Genomic DNA, 16424 nt, shown 5'->3' with positions numbered 1-16424 from the left:
GCGGGTTTTTTTACAGCTGTAGCTTTTAATTCAGCAACGGTATGCGTCGATAAAGCTCAATCATATCGCCCGCCAGATCCTGGATCACCATCGCGTTCATCAGGTGATCCTGAGAGTGAACGGTAATCAGGTTAACCGGAAGCTTCCCGGTGCCTTCATCAAGACCAATAAGCTGTGTCTGGATGGTGTGCGCATGCTTCACATACTCGCGCGACTCTTCCATCGCCTTTTCGGCCCCGTCAAAGTCACCTTTACGCGCCATCTGTAATGCCGTCAGGGCAGCACTGCGCGCCGCACCCGCGTTGACCAGCAGTTCCATGATTGTCGTTTCTAAGTCTTCCATTATGACTCCAGCAGTTTGAGCGCTTTTTCCAGTACGGCATCACCTTTCATCATGCCGTAATCCATCATGTCGATCACCGCGACCTTTTTACCCAGCGGCTCGGCCTGGGCCTGAAGTTTCGCCTGCTCGTATTTAACCTGTGGCCCCAGTAATACGATGTCGGCCGTCGCGATGTTGTCTTTAAATTCCGCGACCGGAACGGCTTTAATGGTGACTTCAACCCCTTTTTTCTGCGCGGCGTCTTTCATACGTTGAACCAGCATGCTCGTTGACATTCCCGCTGCACAGCATAAAACGATGTTCTTCATAATCAGCCTCGATCTACATGTGTTTATTGATAATTATCCCGTGCAGACTGCTTCAACAACCGCTTTACGGTGATTGTGTGTCAGGCATCACAAAGAAATCGGCATTTTTCTGAAACCGGTTACAATTTTGCGCCGGGCAGCGAAAATCAGCCGACGGACGTTCGAATAATGCGGTTTTTTCCCTGCTGCTTCGCGCTGTAGAGGGCGTTATCTACGCTCCCCACCAGCTCCTCCAGCGGTTCGAAATGCCATTCTCCCAGACCAGCACTGAACGTTACCCGCAGGTTTTCTTCCCGCCAGACGCGTTTTTCAACGGCGGTACGCCACGCGTCCAGTAACGAGAATGCGCTAGCGATCTGGTCAGCCTGGAAAATCACTGCGAACTCTTCTCCACCGTAGCGGTAAACCGAGACGTTATGCGGCTGCATTATCTGGATCCCTTCACGCGCCACGTTACGCAGGACAATATCACCGCTCAGGTGACCCCAGGTGTCGTTAATCGATTTAAAGTTGTCGATGTCAATCAGCGCCAGGGCGAAAGGCTGGTGGGCACTGAGTAGCTCATCCACATCGCTATCAAATGCCCGGCGGTTTTTGCAGCCGGTGAGTGCATCATGGGTGGCCTGGCGCACATAGGCCATCTCACGCGCTTTATTGGACTGGATGGTATGGCTAAGCATCGCTTCCAGACGCGGAGCCTGGTTGACGTCGCCGGTTTTGATGGCGTTGATAATCGTCATCAGCACGGTACGCGACTCATGGCGCAGGTACAGACCGAAGAGGATGATAATGATGGCCGCCAGCGCAAAACCCCAGCCGACGATAGTGGTCTCATGGCGGGTAATGTCGGTGAGCGTTGCGCCCGAAACCCGGTAGATGACAAACCAGTCCGGGTTGGTGAAGGAGTAGTAGTAATACCAGGCTTTGGTTTTCTTATCATACAGATGGCCTTCGCCGCTGGTCATTTTGTCCATCAGCGCTTCGCTCACGTATTGCTTGAAGAGCGCGCCCGGATCAGGGTGAAGCACCACGGCACCGTCGCGTTCGACAACAAAGAATTCCCCTTGTACAGGCGCTACCATCTGACGAAGGGTAAACCCCATGGAGGTCAAATCGAGATGAAATGCTATTGTACCCTTGAGCCGTCCTTCCGGCGAAATCAACGGCTTATAAAGAGTGACCGTGGGATGCCCGGTAAAATAGTCCATGTAGGGGCGGGTATAGTGGCTGAAGATGCTGGCTTCCGCCTGGGCGATGAACCATGGACGCGTCCGGGGATCGAAGGTTTTGCTCTTTCCGTGGGAAGTACCTCCGGCGCGCGCAGATAACGGCCCTGGGTGTCTGTCAGAGAAATGGAAGAGACGGTCGGCATCAGGTTCTGTAGATGCATCAACATCTGTAGCCCCTGAGACGGATTGACGTTCAGCATCTCGTTCAGCGTGTCGTTGCGTGCAAAATAGAGCGCCGAACGCCCAAGGATATAGTCGTTTTCACGCAGGATAGATTCGGTGTAGTTCACCGCCAGGTTGTGGGTGAAGTTACCATTAATCTTATGATAATCCTCAAGAAAATCTTTTTGTTGTGAAAGGGTAACCACGACCGCGATCAGCGCAAAACTGCACAGGATCCCAGCAAAGCTGAGCATAATGGGTCGGGTAAAAGAGAGCTTTCTGCTGTGAAGTGCCATGAGTTGTACATCAATCCTGATGGTGAGTTTTTTCGTCTGCCGATATCCTCTCAGCATAGTCGCTGTCCTGCGGTTAGCTGTGAATTATACGGAACACAGTTTCAGATGAGATGATTTATCTTAAGAACCATTAAGAAAATACTCATTCACTGGCGGGCGGCGTGTGCAATGAATCAGAGGCAGGGCGAAACGAGGAAGAAGCTTTTCGCCCTGGTCAGCTTCCGTTGCTGACGGCATGACAATAAAAAACCGGACGATAGATGACAATCGTGCGGTTGTGACTCTCCAGAGCGCCTCGACAATTTTTTAACGGCTTGCAGTGCGTTTCAACGCATTTGCGAGGCTCTTCCCAGCCAACTATCCCAGTCTTTCCAGACTGGTTGTAACCCCTGCGCGGTCAGGGCGGCGGCAACCGCTTCTGGCCGTCGACCATCATGTGGCGCGAATTGTTCCAGCTCCGGATGGTCATCGGCGTAGCCCCCTGGCTGCGTTTTGGAGAACGCACTGACGTTGTTAATCGCAAGCGGGATCACGCGGTCACGAAACGCAGGAGATTCACGCGTCGAGAGGGATAATTCAACCTCCGGGGCAAGCAGGCGAAACGCACAGATGGCCTGGACCAGCTGACGTTCGTCCATCACCGAGGCGGGTTCAACACCTCCCGTACACGGTCGCAAGCGTGGGAAAGAGATGGAGTAACGGCTTTGCCAGTAGTGCTGCTGCAGCCATAGCAGGTGTTCCGCTACCATGTAGCAATCCACTCGCCAGCTATCTGACAGCCCAATCAGCGCGCCCAGACCGATTTTGTCGATCCCGGCCCGGCCCAGCCTGTCCGGGGTCTCCAGCCGGAAGAAGAAATCCTGTTTCTTTCCCTTCAGGTGATGCCGGGCATACGTCGCCTCGTGGTAGGTTTCCTGATACACCATCACTCCGTCCAGCCCGAGGGTTTTAAGCTCCGCGTATTCCTCCTGCGACAGGGGTTGAACCTCCATCTGTAGCGACGCGAACTGACGGCGAATGGCCGGAAGGTGCTGTCGAAAATAGTCCATCCCGACTTTGCTCTGATGTTCACCCGTGACCAGCAGGAGATGCTCAAAACCCATTTCACGGATGGCGGCACACTCACGGGCGATTTCGCTCTCATCGAGTGTTTTCCGCTTGATGCGGTTGCTCATGGAGAAGCCGCAGTAGGTGCAGTCATTCGCGCACAGGTTAGAGAGGTAGAGCGGTACGTAAAAGCTCACCGTGTTGCCAAAACGCTGGCGGGTGAGCCTCTGAGCGCGCTGGGCCATCGGCTCAAGAAAGGTGCTCGCCGCCGGAGAGAGCAGGGCCATCATATCGTCGCGGGACAGGTGACGGGCTTGTAAGGCGCGCTCTACATCAGCCTGCGTTTTACTGTTGATACGCAGGGCAATATCGTCCCAGTTAAGCTGCCGCCAGCGGTCGGTAAAGGTGGTCATGAGAGCGCCTCCAGAAACCCGGTCAACGGGCTGGTGGCCTGTGCCTGAAAACTGCGCATTCCCGGGCCAGACTCTCGTGCCAGCAAGCCAGCCTCCACGGCCATGCGGAACGCACGGGCCATCCTGATGGGGTCGTCGGCGACCGCAATGGCCGTGTTCACCAGCACGGCACTTGCTCCCATCTCCAGCGCCTGGGCGGCATGGCTGGGCACGCCAATGCCTGCATCCACCACCACCGGCACGGTGGCTTGCTCAATGATGATCTCCAGCATGGCGCGGGTCTCCAGTCCCTGATTAGAACCAATCGGGGCACCCAGCGGCATGACGGCAGCGCAGCCGACCTCTTCCAGCCGTTTACACAGCACGGGATCGGCCCCGCAGTAGGGCAGAACGGTAAAGCCTTGCTGCACCAGCTTTTCGGCCGCTTTTAACGTTTCGATGGGGTCGGGCAACAGCCAGCGCGCATCCGGATGTATTTCCAGTTTCAGCCAGTGGGTACCCAGCGCTTCACGGGCCAGCTGAGCCGCAAAAATCGCTTCTTCAGCCGTTTTCGCACCGGAGGTATTGGGCAGCAGGGTAACGTCAGCATCCAGCAACGGTGCCAGAATGGCGTCGCTGTGATGGCGCAGATCGACGCGCTTGAGCGCCAGCGTCACCAGCTGGCTGCCGCTTTCACGGATGGCATCCACCATCAGCTGCGGCGAGGCGAATTTTCCGGTCCCGGTAAACAGATGTGAATCAAAGACTTTATCAGCAATACGTAACATCTCAGCCCCCGGCGATAACCTGAAACAGCAGGATCTGGTCGCCTTCGCTCACCTGCTGATGTTCCCACTGCTCACGCGGCAGGATCTGTTGATTAAGCGCCAGCGCCGTTCCCGGCTTGAGCTGGCGCAGCTTCTCGAGTAGCGCGGCAACGGTGAGACCGTCATCGCATTTCATCGGCTCATCATTAAACAGAATGCGCATTGCAGCCTCCGCACACCGGACAGTGGCTGGCGCGGTGCAGTGCCAGATGACGCCAGCCGCTGGAGCGGGCATCAAACAGCCGCAGCGTATTGCGCTCTGTTTCCATACCGCTGAGCAATTTAATGGCTTCCAGCGCCTGCAGGGTCCCCATCACGCCTACCACCGGGCCCAGTATGCCCGCGGTGCGGCAGTTGCGCTCCGGCTCGGCATCATCCGGCCACAGGCAGCGATAACAGCCCTGCGCCCAGGGCGGGGTCAGCACCATCATCTGCCCGCCGAAACCGACCGCACTGGCGGTGATAAGCGGCGTATTCTGTGCCACGCAGGCGGCGTTAATGGCCTGGCGGGTCGCCATATTGTCGGTGCAGTCCAGCACCGCATCAGCAAGGGCGACTTCGCGCTGCAGAGTGTCGCCGTGGAGTCGCTCCTGGTGCGCGATGAGCGTGATGTCCGGGTTCAACTGCTTCAGCCTTTTGCGGGTGATTTGCGCTTTGGGCTGGTTAACATCCTCCGTGGTGAAGAGGATTTGTCGCTGCAGGTTACTGATATGTACCTCGTCGTCATCGGCCAGAACCAGCGTGCCCACGCCCGCGCCTGCCAGATAGAGCGCGGCAGGAGCGCCTAATCCGCCCAGACCAACAATCAGGACCCGGCTGGCGAGCAGCTTTTGCTGCCCGTCAATGGCAATATCCTCCAGCAGGATCTGGCGGCTGTAGCGCATAAAATCACGATCATTCATCGCCTGCTCCTGCCAGCTTTAACAGCTGTGCGGTGGCGGCCTGCCAGTCTGCCGCCTGGGTAATGGCGCTGACGACAGCGATACTGCCGACACCGGTATCCAGCACGGCAGGAGCGCGTTCCAGGCTGATCCCACCGATCGCGACGGTAGGGTAATCGGCAAGGCGTTTAACGTGCGCCGCCAGCTGCGTCAGCCCCTGTGGGGCAGAGGGCATCTGTTTGGTCTGCGTCGGAAAAACATGGCCAAGTGCGATGTACGAAGGGCGAGCCGCCAGCGCCACGTCGATCTCCATGTCGTCGTGTGTTGACACCCCCAGTCTTAATCCAGCGTCCCGGATAGCGCTCAGGTCCGTTGTTTCCAGGTCCTCCTGACCCAGATGCACACCGTACGCCTGGTGCTTAACGGCCAGTCGCCAGTAGTCGTTGATAAACAGGCGCGCGTCGTAGCGACGCCCCAGCGCGATGGCGGCGACCACATCGGCCTCCACCTCGTCATCACGTTTATCCTTAATGCGCAGCTGGATTGTGCGAACGCCGCACGCCAGCAGGCGTTCGATCCACGCTACGCTGTCCACCACCGGATAGAGCCCTAAACGGAAGGGAACGCAAGGGAAATCAGGCTGATACATTACGCCTCCTCTTTTTTGAGGTAGATTTCGCCGCCCTTCGCGCGGAAGGTTTCTGACATATCCGCCATACCCACTTCAATGGTTTGCGCGGCGGCGTAGTCACGGACTTCCTGGCTGATTTTCATCGAGCAGAATTTTGGCCCGCACATGGAGCAGAAATGCGCCACTTTGCCCGACTCCTGCGGCAGGGTTTCATCGTGATACGCGCGGGCAGTGAAAGGATCGAGCGCCAGGTTGAACTGGTCTTCCCAGCGGAATTCAAAGCGCGCCTTCGACATGGCGTTGTCGCGGATTTGCGCGCCAGGGTGGCCTTTGGCCAGGTCCGCGGCGTGGGCGGCGATTTTGTAGGTGATCAGCCCCTGCTTCACATCCTCTTTGTTGGGCAGGCCGAGGTGCTCTTTCGGCGTCACATAGCAGAGCATGGCGCAGCCGAACCAGCCGATCATCGCCGCACCAATCCCGGAGGTGAAGTGGTCATAGCCCGGAGCGATATCCGTGGTCAACGGCCCCAGGGTATAGAATGGCGCTTCGTGGCAGTGCTCCAGCTCTTCGGTCATGTTGCGACGGATCATCTGCATTGGCACGTGTCCCGGGCCTTCAATCATCACCTGCACGTCATACTCCCAGGCGATTTTGGTCAGCTCACCCAGGGTATGCAGTTCGGCAAACTGCGCTTCGTCGTTGGCATCACGAATGGAGCCCGGACGCAGGCCGTCGCCCAGCGACAGGGAGACATCGTACGCGGCACAGATTTCACAGATCTCGCGGAAGTGTTCGTAGAGGAAGTTTTCCTTATGGTGCGACAGGCACCATTTGGCCATGATAGAGCCGCCGCGCGAGACAATACCGGTCAGACGCTTCGCCGTCATCGGCACGTAGCGCAGCAGCACGCCCGCATGAATGGTGAAGTAGTCGACTCCCTGTTCAGCCTGCTCCAGCAGCGTGTCGCGAAAGGCTTCCCAGGTGAGGTCTTCGGCAATACCGTTCACCTTCTCCAGTGCCTGATAAACGGGCACCGTTCCGATAGGCACCGGGCTATTGCGCAGGATCCACTCGCGGGTTTCGTGGATGTAACGCCCTGTGGAGAGGTCCATCACCGTGTCCGCGCCCCAGCGTGTCGACCAGACCAGTTTTTCCACCTCTTCTTCAATGGAGGAGGTCACGGCTGAGTTGCCGATATTGGCGTTGACCTTCACCAGGAAGTTGCGGCCAATGATCATTGGTTCAGATTCCGGGTGATTGATGTTGGCAGGGATAATCGCGCGGCCAGCGGCCACTTCATCACGCACAAACTCCGGCGTGATGTTTTCCGGCAGACGTGCCCCGAAGCCTTCTCCCGGATGCTGGTGGCGTAACACCTCGCTGCGGATACGCTCGCGGCCCATGTTTTCACGAATGGCGATAAACTCCATCTCCGGCGTGACGATGCCCTGGCGGGCATAGTGCAGCTGGGTAACGCATTTACCTGCTTTCGCGCGTTTCGGCGTCAGCAACCCGGTGAAGCGCAGCTCATCAAGACCATCGTCGGCCAGACGCGCTTTGGTGTACGCCGAGCTGCGGTCAGAGAGCTCTTCGCAGTCGTTACGCGCGTCAATCCACGGCTGGCGCAATTTCGCCAGACCCTGCTGAACGTTAATGGCAACCGCAGGATCGCCGTACGGACCGGAAGTGTCATACACCGGAACGGCTTCGTTATCTTCATACTGCGGGTGCGCTTTGCTGCCACCGATAAGGGTCGGGCTAAGCTGGATTTCACGCATTGGCACGCGGATATCCGCCTGTGAACCGGTGATGTAAATGCGTTTTGAGTTCGGGAAAGCGGTGCCTTCCAGAGTGTCGATGAAGTGTTGGGCTTGTGCGCGCTGTTCGCGGCGGGTCAGTTTTGTTGTAGACATAGCTCATTCCAAAAGTGAAGGACATGGCTTGTCAGACGACGGATGAAGCAAGAGAGGATCGCCCTGGAGGCGATACAACAGCATTGTGACTCTTGTTCCCTTCGCAGGTATTAGCCTGATCAGGTTCCGCGGATCCCGAATTAACGGTCTCAGCCCGTGCTTGCACACTGGGCACTCCGACAAGAAAAATCCCCCTCCGCAGAGGGGCGAATGGTTGTAAATTACTCGTTAACGATTAAGAACTCAAGCAGGTCGCGCGACGTTATCTTCGTGGCTCACATCCAGGCCGTGATCCAGGGCGAGGGCGATCAGCTTATCTTCCAGCGTGAATCGCTCTTCCAGCGCTTCGCCGAGGTCGGAAAGCGCCTGCTGAAACTCAAGATAGTTATCGTGATCGATAGCGTTCTCAAGCGTGGAATCGTAGTAATCCATGATCTGCTGGGTGTTAGCTTCCAGCAGCGGATAGAGTTTGCTGGCCGCTAAATACGGTGTAGTCCCTTCCATTTCGCGGATAATGCGTTCATAAATATTGAAATGGCCGTCGGACAGATAGTCGACCAGGCTCTGACAAAAATCATCCAGCGCTTTTTCATTCAACCGCATAAACGATTCTTTGCCAGGCTTAATACCGACCAGATTGTAATAAGCCACGAGTAGATGCTTGCGCACATGTAGCCAGCGATCCACCAGTTTGTTACTTCCTCTAACGCGCTCAGTCAGGCTCTCTAGCTGGTTTAACATGGTTGACTCCGCAAGGTTGAGAATTGAATCTGCTTATCCAAAATGTAACCACAATGCTAACAACATGTCAGTGAAGCGAAGGTAGTGCAATAGATATGGATCGTATTATTGAAAAATCAGATCTGGGTTGGTGGATCGTCAGTCACGAACAAAAATTATGGTTGCCTGCCGGGGAAATACCCTATGGCGCAGCAGAAAAATTCGATCTTGTCGGCCTGCCCGCGCTGAAGATCGGGGAATGGCAGGGTGAACCCGTGTGGTTGATCCAACAGCCACGCCGCAATGACATGGGATCGGTTCGTCAGGTGCTGGATCAGGATGTGGGCTTGTTCCAGCTGGCGGGCCGGGGTGTGCAGCTGGCTGAGTTTTACCGTTCGCATAAGTACTGCGGCTACTGTGGTCACACCATGCACCCCAGTAAAACCGAGTGGGCGATGCTCTGCAGCCACTGCCGTGAGCGTTACTACCCGCAAATTGCGCCGTGCATTATCGTCGCTATCCGTCGTGACGATTCCATCCTGCTGGCGCAGCATACCCGTCATCGCAACGGCATTCATACCGTGCTGGCCGGGTTCGTCGAGGTGGGCGAAACGCTGGAACAGGCGGTGGCGCGTGAAGTGATGGAAGAGAGCGGGATTAAGGTTAAAAACCTGCGCTATGTTACCTCCCAGCCGTGGCCGTTCCCGCAGTCGCTGATGACGGCCTTTATGGCCGATTATGACAGCGGCGAGATTGTCATCGACCAGAAAGAGTTGCTGGAGGCGAACTGGTATCGTTATGACGATTTGCCGCTGCTGCCACCACCAGGCACCGTCGCCCGTCGGCTGATAGAAGATACCGTAGCAATGTGTCGGGCTGATGCTGAGTGACATGTTACACTGAGGCCATGACGCTTAAGGAACTGCAAAAATGACCGAACTGAAAAACGATCGTTATCTGCGTGCGCTGCTGCGCCAGCCCGTTGATGTCACCCCGGTGTGGATGATGCGCCAGGCGGGACGCTATTTGCCAGAGTACAAAGCCACGCGTGCGCAGGCGGGCGATTTTATGTCGCTGTGCAAAAATGCCGAGCTGGCGTGTGAAGTCACGCTCCAGCCGCTGCGCCGCTTCCCGCTGGATGCCGCCATTCTCTTTTCGGACATTCTGACCATTCCGGATGCGATGGGCCTTGGGCTCTATTTCGAAACCGGCGAAGGCCCGCGTTTCACTTCCCCAATCAAAAGCAGAGCGGATGTTGATAAGCTGCCCGTTCCCGATCCTGAACAGGAGCTGGGCTATGTGATGAATGCCGTGCGCACCATTCGTCGTGAACTGAAAGGCGAAGTCCCGCTGATTGGCTTCTCCGGCAGTCCGTGGACGCTGGCGACCTATATGGTTGAAGGCGGTAGCAGTAAAGCCTTTACCGTAATCAAAAAGATGATGTATGCCGAGCCGCTGGCCCTGCATGCGCTACTCGATAAGCTGGCGAAAAGCGTCACCCTCTATCTGAACGCGCAGATCAAAGCGGGTGCGCAGTCGGTGATGATTTTCGATACCTGGGGCGGCGTGCTGACCGGGCGCGATTATCAGCAATTTTCGCTCTACTACATGCACAAAATCGTTGATGGCCTGCTGCGTGAAAATGAAGGCCGCCGTGTGCCGGTCACGCTGTTCACCAAAGGCGGCGGTCAGTGGCTGGAAGCCATGGCGGCGACTGGCTGCGATGCGCTGGGTCTCGACTGGACCACCGATATCGCCGACGCGCGCCGTCGCGTGGGTGACAAAGTGGCGCTGCAGGGCAATATGGATCCGTCCATGCTCTACGCGCAGCCTGCCCGTATTGAAGAAGAGGTGGCGTCTATTCTGGCTGGCTTTGGCCAGGGGGAAGGGCACGTGTTTAACCTCGGGCACGGTATCCATCAGGACGTTCCGCCAGAGCACGCTGGCGCGTTTGTGGAGGCGGTGCACCGACTTTCTGCGCAATATCACAAATAAGGAGTGGTTATGGATCTCGCGTCATTACGCGCTCAACAGATAGAACTGGCTTCATCCGTGATCCGCGAGGATCGTCTGGATAAGGATCCCCCGCAGTATATAGGCGGTGCGGATGTCGGGTTTGAGCAGGGCGGTGAAGTGACGCGAGCGGCGATGGTGCTGCTGAAGTATCCCTCACTTGAGCTGGTGGAGTACAAAGTGGCGCGTATCGCCACCACCATGCCGTACATACCGGGCTTTCTCTCCTTCCGTGAATACCCCGCGCTGCTCGCAGCGTGGGAGCAACTCTCGCAAAAACCCGATCTGCTGTTTGTTGATGGACACGGTATCTCTCACCCGCGTCGCTTAGGCGTTGCCAGCCACTTTGGTCTGCTGGTGGATGTACCCACCATCGGTGTGGCCAAAAAACGCCTGTGCGGTGCATTTGAGCCGCTCTCCGCCGAGCCGGGCGCGCTGGCGCCGCTTATCGATAAGGGTGAGCAACTGGCATGGGTCTGGCGCAGTAAAGCGCGCTGTAACCCGCTGTTTATCGCAACCGGGCACCGTGTGAGCATGGACAGCGCCCTGGCCTGGGTGCAGCGTTGTATGAAGGGTTACCGTTTACCTGAGCCCACGCGCTGGGCAGATGCGGTGGCCTCTGCTCGTCCGGCTTTTGTTCGTTGGCAGGAAATTCAGTGATGAATCAGGTAAACTGCGGCTAATTTTCGATTCGAGATCTCATCATGCTACAAAACCCGATTCACCTGCGCCTTGAGAAGCTGGAAAGCTGGCAGCACGTCACCTTTATGGCTTGCCTGTGCGAGCGCATGTATCCGAACTACGCCGCGTTCTGCAAGCAGACGGAGTTTGGTGATGGCCATATTTATCGCCGGATCCTCGACCTCATCTGGGAAACGCTGACGGTCAAAGACGCAAAGGTGAACTTCGACTCTCAGCTGGAAAAGCTCGAAGAGGCTATTCCGGTGGCGGATGATTTTGATCTGTACGGTGTCTATCCGGCAATTGATGCCTGCGTAGCGTTAAGCGAACTGATTCACTCTCGTCTGAGCGGTGAAACGCTGGAGCACGCTATTGAAGTCAGTAAGGCATCCATTACGACCGTAGCGATGCTGGAAATGACCCAGGCAGGCCGTGAAATGACCGACGAAGAGCTGCGGGCTAACCCTGCTGTTGAACAGGAATGGGATATTCAGTGGGAGATTTTCCGCCTGCTGGCAGAGTGTGAAGAACGCGATATTGAGCTGATAAAAGGGCTGCGTGCGGACTTGCGTGAGGCCGGCGAGAGTAATATTGGTATAATTTTTAACCAATGAGACAACAAAACGTGATTTAACGCCTGTTTTGTCGCACCTCGACTCTTCCCTTCTGCCCCCCGTCTGGTCTACATTTGGGGGGCGAAAAAAAGTGGCTATCGGTGCGTGTATGCAGGAGAGTGCTATTTTGGCATTTTCGTCGCACTCGATGCTTAGCAAGCGATAAACACATTGAAAGGATAACTTATGAACAAGACTCAACTGATTGATGTAATTGCGGACAAGGCTGATCTGTCTAAAGTGCAGGCTAAAGCTGCTCTGGAATCTACCCTGGCTGCTATTACTGAGTCTCTGAAAGAAGGCGATGCTGTACAACTGGTTGGTTTCGGTACCTTCAAAGTGAACCACCGCGCTGAGCGTACTGGCCGCAACCCGCAGACCGGTAAAGAAATCAAAATCGCCGCAGCTAACGTGCCGGCATTTGTTTCTGGTAAAGCACTGAAAGACGCAGTTAAGTAAGACGCGTGGCAGTGAACAGTTTTAACGAAGGGGCGGCAACGCCCCTTTTGTCATTCTGGCGTGGCGCGCTTGCGCTGGCGGGCGTGTTACTGCTTTCCGCCTGTAGCCATGACACCTCTTTACCACCGTTTACCGCCAGCGGTTACGCTGACAACCAGGGAGCGGTGAGGATCTGGCGTAAAGATTCTGGTGGTGAAGTGCATCTGCTTTCCGCTTTTAGCCCGTGGCATAACGGCAATACATCGACTGCAGAGTATCGCTGGCAGGGAGACGACCTGTCATTCATCGAACTCAATATCTACGGCAAAACCCCCGAACATGTAAAAGTGCGGTTTGATGATCACGGCGAGCTGAGCTTTATGCAGCGTGAAGTCAACGGTCAAAAACAGCAACTCTCCAGCGATCAGGTTGCTCTCTATCGTTATCGTGCCGGACAAATCCGCCAGACCAGCGATGCGCTGCGTCAGGGACGCGTGGTGCTGCGCCAGGGGCGCTGGCATACCGATGGTACGGTCACTACCTGCGAAGGGCAGACAGTCAAACCTGATCTTGAATCCTGGGCAACCGAACATATACAGCGCCGTCAGCGTCATTCATCAATGGAAGTGAGTGTGGCGTGGCTTGAAGCGCCTGAAGGCTCTCAGCTGTTGCTGGTGGCGAACGAAGATTTCTGCACCTGGCAGCCGACAGAAAAGAGTTTTTGACGTAAATCCCCTCTCCCTTCAGGGAGAGGGTTAGAATGAGGGGGGATTACTCCCCTTGCTCACGTGCAATCGCACGATAACCGATATCCTGACGGCTAAAGCTACCGTTCCAGTGGATATCCGCCATCAGGGCATAAGCGCGCTTCTGCGCTTCGGCAACGGTATGGCCCAGCGCGGTGGCACACAGCACGCGGCCACCGTTGGTCAGTACGCGATCGTCGTCAGCCAGTTTCGTTCCGGCGTGGAACACCTTGGCACCTTCGGTTTCTTCCAACGGCAGGCCATTGATCTCATCTCCGGTGTTGTAGTGGCCAGGATAACCGCCCGCAGCAATCACCACGCCCAGAGACGCGCGTTCATCCCACTCTGAGGTTTTCTCATCCAGCTTGCCGTCGCATGCGGCCAGGCACAGCTCCACCAGGTCAGATTTCATGCGCAGCATGATTGGCTGAGTTTCGGGATCGCCGAAGCGGCAGTTAAATTCGATCACCTTCGGATTGCCCTGCTTGTCAATCATCAGGCCCGCATAGAGGAAACCGGTGTAAGTGTTACCCTCGGCAGCCATTCCTTTTACGGTTGGCCAGATGATTCGGTCCATGGTGCGCTGATGCACTTCATCCGTCACCACAGGGGCAGGGGAGTAAGCGCCCATACCGCCGGTATTCGGCCCGGTATCCGCATTGCCCACGCGCTTATGGTCCTGGCTGGTGGCCATCGGCAGAACGTGTTCGCCATCCACCATCACGATAAAGCTCGCCTCTTCGCCATCAAGGAACTCTTCAATCACGATGCGGTGGCCCGCGTCGCCAAAGGCATTGCCTGCCAGCATATCCTGTACGGCTGCTTCGGCTTCTTCGAGCGTCATCGCGACGATAACACCTTTACCGGCAGCCAGACCGTCGGCTTTGATCACAATCGGCGCGCCTTTTTCACGTAAGTAAGCCAGCGCGGGCTCGACTTCGGTGAAGTTCTGGTATTCCGCCGTCGGGATGTTATGACGCGCAAGGAAATCCTTGGTAAAGGCTTTAGACCCTTCCAGTTGTGCTGCGCCTTCCGTCGGGCCGAAGATTTTCAGACCTGCGGCACGGAACGCGTCAACGACGCCAATCACCAGTGGCGCTTCCGGGCCGACGATGGTGAGATCGATTTTCTCGTTCTGGGCAAAGCTCAGCAGCGCGGGGATATCGGTCACGCCGATGGCGACGTTCTGCAGCGCAGGTTCCAGCGCCGTACCCGCATTACCCGGAGCCACAAAAACGGTTTCAACCAGCGGAGACTGCGCCGCTTTCCACGCCAGCGCGTGCTCGCGCCCGCCGTTACCAATCACTAATACTTTCATTTTCTGCTCCGGGAATTAATGACGGAAGTGACGCATATCGGTGAAGATCATCGCAATGCCGTGTTCGTCGGCAGCGGCAATGACTTCATCGTCACGGATAGAACCGCCAGGCTGGATCACACAGGTGATACCCACAGCGGCGGCCGCATCAATACCGTCACGGAACGGGAAGAAGGCGTCAGACGCCATGGCAGAACCTTTTACTTCCAGGCCTTCGTCGCCTGCTTTGATACCGGCAATTTTCGCAGAGTAAACGCGGCTCATCTGGCCTGCACCTATCCCGATGGTCATGTTCTCTTTGGCATAGACAATGGCGTTGGATTTCACGAACTTCGCCACTTTCCAGCAGAACAGCGCATCACGCAGTTCCTGTTCGGTTGGCTGACGTTTGGTGACGACGCGCAGGTCAGCGGCTGTCACCATGCCCAAATCGCGATCCTGAACCAGCAGCCCACCATTTACACGTTTGAAATCAAGACCCGGCACGCGCTCTGCCCACTGGCCGCAAACCAGCACGCGCACGTTCTGTTTCGCGGCGGTGATTTTCAGCGCTTCTTCAGACGCAGATGGCGCGATGATCACTTCAACAAACTGACGAGAGATAATGGCCTGTGCGGTTTCGGCATCCAGTTCACGGTTAAACGCGATAATGCCACCGAAGGCAGAGGTTGGGTCAGTTTTATAGGCGCGATCGTAAGCGTCCAGGATAGAAGTACTGACCGCTACGCCGCAGGGGTTCGCGTGCTTCACAATAACGCAGGCAGGCTCATTGAACTCTTTCACACACTCCAGTGCGGCATCGGTATCGGCAATATTGTTATAAGAGAGCGCTTTGCCCTGAACCTGCTGGGCGGTGGCGACAGAAGCTTCTTTTACTTCTTCTTCTATATAGAAGGCTGCCTGCTGGTGGCTGTTCTCGCCATAACGCATATCCTGCTTCTTGATGAAGTTCAGATTCAGCGTGCGTGGGAAGCGGCCGGAAGGATCTTTGCTTTCGCCGTGGTAAGCCGGCACCAGGCTACCGAAGTAGTTGGCGATCATGCTGTCGTACGCGGCGGTGTGTTCGAATGCTTTAATCGCGAGGTCGAAACGGGTGTCCAGAGTCAGTGACCCTTCGTTCGCATCCATTTCATTAATAATGGCGGAGTAGTCGCTGCTCTTCACCACAATGGCCACGTCTTTATGGTTCTTGGCCGCGGAGCGCACCATCGTCGGTCCGCCGATATCAATATTCTCTACGGCGTCTTCCAGAGAGCAGCCTTCACGCGCCACGGTTTGGGCGAACGGATAAAGGTTAACGACAACCATATCAATTGGCGCGATATCATGCTGTTCCATAATGGCATCATCCTGACCGCGACGACCCAGAATGCCGCCGTGGACTTTCGGGTGCAGGGTTTTGACGCGTCCATCCATCATTTCCGGGAAACCGGTGTAATCGGACACTTCGGTTACCGGCAGACCTTTATCTGCTAACAGGCGTGCGGTACCACCTGTGGACAGCAGCTCTACACCACGTGCAGAAAGTGCCTGAGCGAATTCGACGATACCGGCTTTATCAGAAACACTGAGCAGAGCGCGGCGGACTGGACGACGTTGTTGCATGGTAAATCCCCTGGATTTCACGATTACAGAGAGCGTTAGATGAATTTTCCAGCGAAAAACTCATCTAACACACCTGACGAGGCATCCTTGTTAAGCGCGAGCATTTTAACGAAAACGTTTGCGCAACGCTCGCGAATTTTCACTTTTTCGCATCGCTGTGGATAACTCTGTGTGTAAAAAGGTATAAGGCGGGGTTTTGCTGGGGAATGCAGCAGTCAGTCATTTTTCTGTCATTTAGCGGTTGCGGCCTGCGGAGAACT

At 56.0% G+C, this 16424-nt stretch carries 17 protein-coding genes, 1 pseudogene and 1 riboswitch; of the genes and pseudogenes, 6 read left to right on the top strand and 12 right to left on the bottom strand.

The window, feature by feature from the left end; translation table 11 throughout:
* Positions 1–25: 25 nt before the first annotated feature.
* The 10 genes and pseudogenes from VF709_RS23420 to VF709_RS23375 all read right to left on the bottom strand — a co-directional run bounded on the left by VF709_RS23420 (position 26) and on the right by VF709_RS23375 (position 8770).
* A complete protein-coding gene (locus VF709_RS23420; RefSeq protein ID WP_020684626.1) occupies positions 26–343 on the bottom strand; it encodes a PTS lactose/cellobiose transporter subunit IIA in 318 nt (105 codons plus the stop codon).
* The gene (locus tag VF709_RS23415) at positions 343–651 is read right to left on the bottom strand and encodes a PTS sugar transporter subunit IIB (RefSeq protein WP_023334100.1); all 309 of its coding nucleotides are present in this window, start codon (positions 649–651) and stop codon (positions 343–345) included. Before VF709_RS23415 ends, VF709_RS23420 begins: the two co-directional genes overlap by 1 nt.
* 146 nt (positions 652–797) lie before the next feature.
* Positions 798–2338: pseudogene (locus VF709_RS23410) on the bottom strand (sensor domain-containing diguanylate cyclase).
* Between the two features lie 326 nt (positions 2339–2664).
* Complete coding sequence (gene thiH / locus VF709_RS23405; RefSeq protein ID WP_029883060.1) at positions 2665–3798, bottom strand: 2-iminoacetate synthase ThiH; 1134 nt, start codon at positions 3796–3798, stop codon at positions 2665–2667.
* Entirely contained in the window at positions 3795–4565 is a 771-nt protein-coding gene (gene thiG / locus VF709_RS23400; RefSeq protein WP_038418425.1) for a thiazole synthase, read from the bottom strand. The genes thiH and thiG overlap by 4 nt, the downstream gene beginning before the upstream one ends.
* 1 nt (position 4566) lies before the next feature.
* On the bottom strand, positions 4567–4767 hold the full coding sequence (thiS, locus tag VF709_RS23395) for a sulfur carrier protein ThiS (RefSeq protein WP_013095009.1): 201 nt from the start codon (positions 4765–4767) through the stop codon (positions 4567–4569).
* Complete coding sequence (locus VF709_RS23390) at positions 4751–5506, bottom strand: HesA/MoeB/ThiF family protein (RefSeq protein ID WP_038418427.1); 756 nt, start codon at positions 5504–5506, stop codon at positions 4751–4753. The genes thiS and VF709_RS23390 overlap by 17 nt, the downstream gene beginning before the upstream one ends.
* Positions 5499–6134: a thiamine phosphate synthase gene (thiE, locus tag VF709_RS23385; protein WP_013095011.1), complete on the bottom strand. Its 636-nt coding sequence runs from the start codon at positions 6132–6134 to the stop codon at positions 5499–5501. Before thiE ends, VF709_RS23390 begins: the two co-directional genes overlap by 8 nt.
* On the bottom strand, positions 6134–8029 hold the full coding sequence (gene thiC, locus VF709_RS23380) for a phosphomethylpyrimidine synthase ThiC (protein ID WP_020684620.1): 1896 nt from the start codon (positions 8027–8029) through the stop codon (positions 6134–6136). Before thiC ends, thiE begins: the two co-directional genes overlap by 1 nt.
* 79 nt (positions 8030–8108) lie before the next feature.
* Positions 8109–8218, bottom strand: a riboswitch (TPP riboswitch).
* 54 nt (positions 8219–8272) lie between these two features.
* Positions 8273–8770 (bottom strand): Rsd/AlgQ family anti-sigma factor, encoded by a 498-nt coding sequence (locus VF709_RS23375; RefSeq protein WP_013095013.1) that lies wholly within the window; start codon positions 8768–8770, stop codon positions 8273–8275.
* Positions 8771–8865: 95 nt separating this feature from the next.
* On the opposite strand from VF709_RS23375, the gene nudC reads away from it, so the two are divergent.
* From nudC to VF709_RS23345, 6 genes are all read left to right on the top strand, one after another.
* Entirely contained in the window at positions 8866–9639 is a 774-nt protein-coding gene (gene nudC / locus VF709_RS23370) for an NAD(+) diphosphatase (RefSeq protein WP_013095014.1), read from the top strand.
* Positions 9640–9679: 40 nt separating this feature from the next.
* Positions 9680–10744, top strand: coding sequence for a uroporphyrinogen decarboxylase (hemE, locus tag VF709_RS23365; protein ID WP_038418433.1), 1065 nt, complete (start codon positions 9680–9682; stop codon positions 10742–10744).
* 9 nt (positions 10745–10753) lie between these two features.
* Positions 10754–11422, top strand: coding sequence for a deoxyribonuclease V (nfi, locus tag VF709_RS23360; protein ID WP_013095016.1), 669 nt, complete (start codon positions 10754–10756; stop codon positions 11420–11422).
* Positions 11423–11466: 44 nt separating this feature from the next.
* A complete protein-coding gene (locus VF709_RS23355) occupies positions 11467–12057 on the top strand; it encodes a YjaG family protein (RefSeq protein WP_013095017.1) in 591 nt (196 codons plus the stop codon).
* A 186-nt stretch (positions 12058–12243) separates the two neighbouring features.
* Positions 12244–12516, top strand: a complete 273-nt coding sequence (gene hupA / locus VF709_RS23350) for a nucleoid-associated protein HU-alpha (protein ID WP_002445246.1) — start codon at positions 12244–12246, stop codon at positions 12514–12516.
* An 11-nt stretch (positions 12517–12527) separates the two neighbouring features.
* Positions 12528–13220: a DUF1481 domain-containing protein gene (locus VF709_RS23345; RefSeq protein WP_023621286.1), complete on the top strand. Its 693-nt coding sequence runs from the start codon at positions 12528–12530 to the stop codon at positions 13218–13220.
* 46 nt (positions 13221–13266) lie between these two features.
* Here VF709_RS23345 and purD read toward each other — a convergent pair whose 3' ends face one another.
* Together purD and purH are read right to left on the bottom strand one after the other, a co-directional pair.
* Positions 13267–14559 carry a phosphoribosylamine--glycine ligase gene (purD, locus tag VF709_RS23340; RefSeq protein WP_149897025.1) on the bottom strand — a complete coding sequence of 431 codons (1293 nt, stop codon included), beginning with the start codon at positions 14557–14559 and terminating at the stop codon, positions 13267–13269.
* 15 nt (positions 14560–14574) lie between these two features.
* A complete protein-coding gene (gene purH, locus VF709_RS23335; protein WP_013095020.1) occupies positions 14575–16164 on the bottom strand; it encodes a bifunctional phosphoribosylaminoimidazolecarboxamide formyltransferase/IMP cyclohydrolase in 1590 nt (529 codons plus the stop codon).
* Positions 16165–16424 lie beyond the last annotated feature (260 nt).

The sequence above is a fragment of the Enterobacter sp. Lyrl_3 genome (assembly GCF_051948675.1).
In the GTDB taxonomy this organism is placed as follows: domain Bacteria; phylum Pseudomonadota; class Gammaproteobacteria; order Enterobacterales; family Enterobacteriaceae; genus Enterobacter; species Enterobacter cloacae.
Note: the sequence above shows the minus strand (reverse complement) of the source record. Positions and strands in the feature narration are given on the sequence as shown.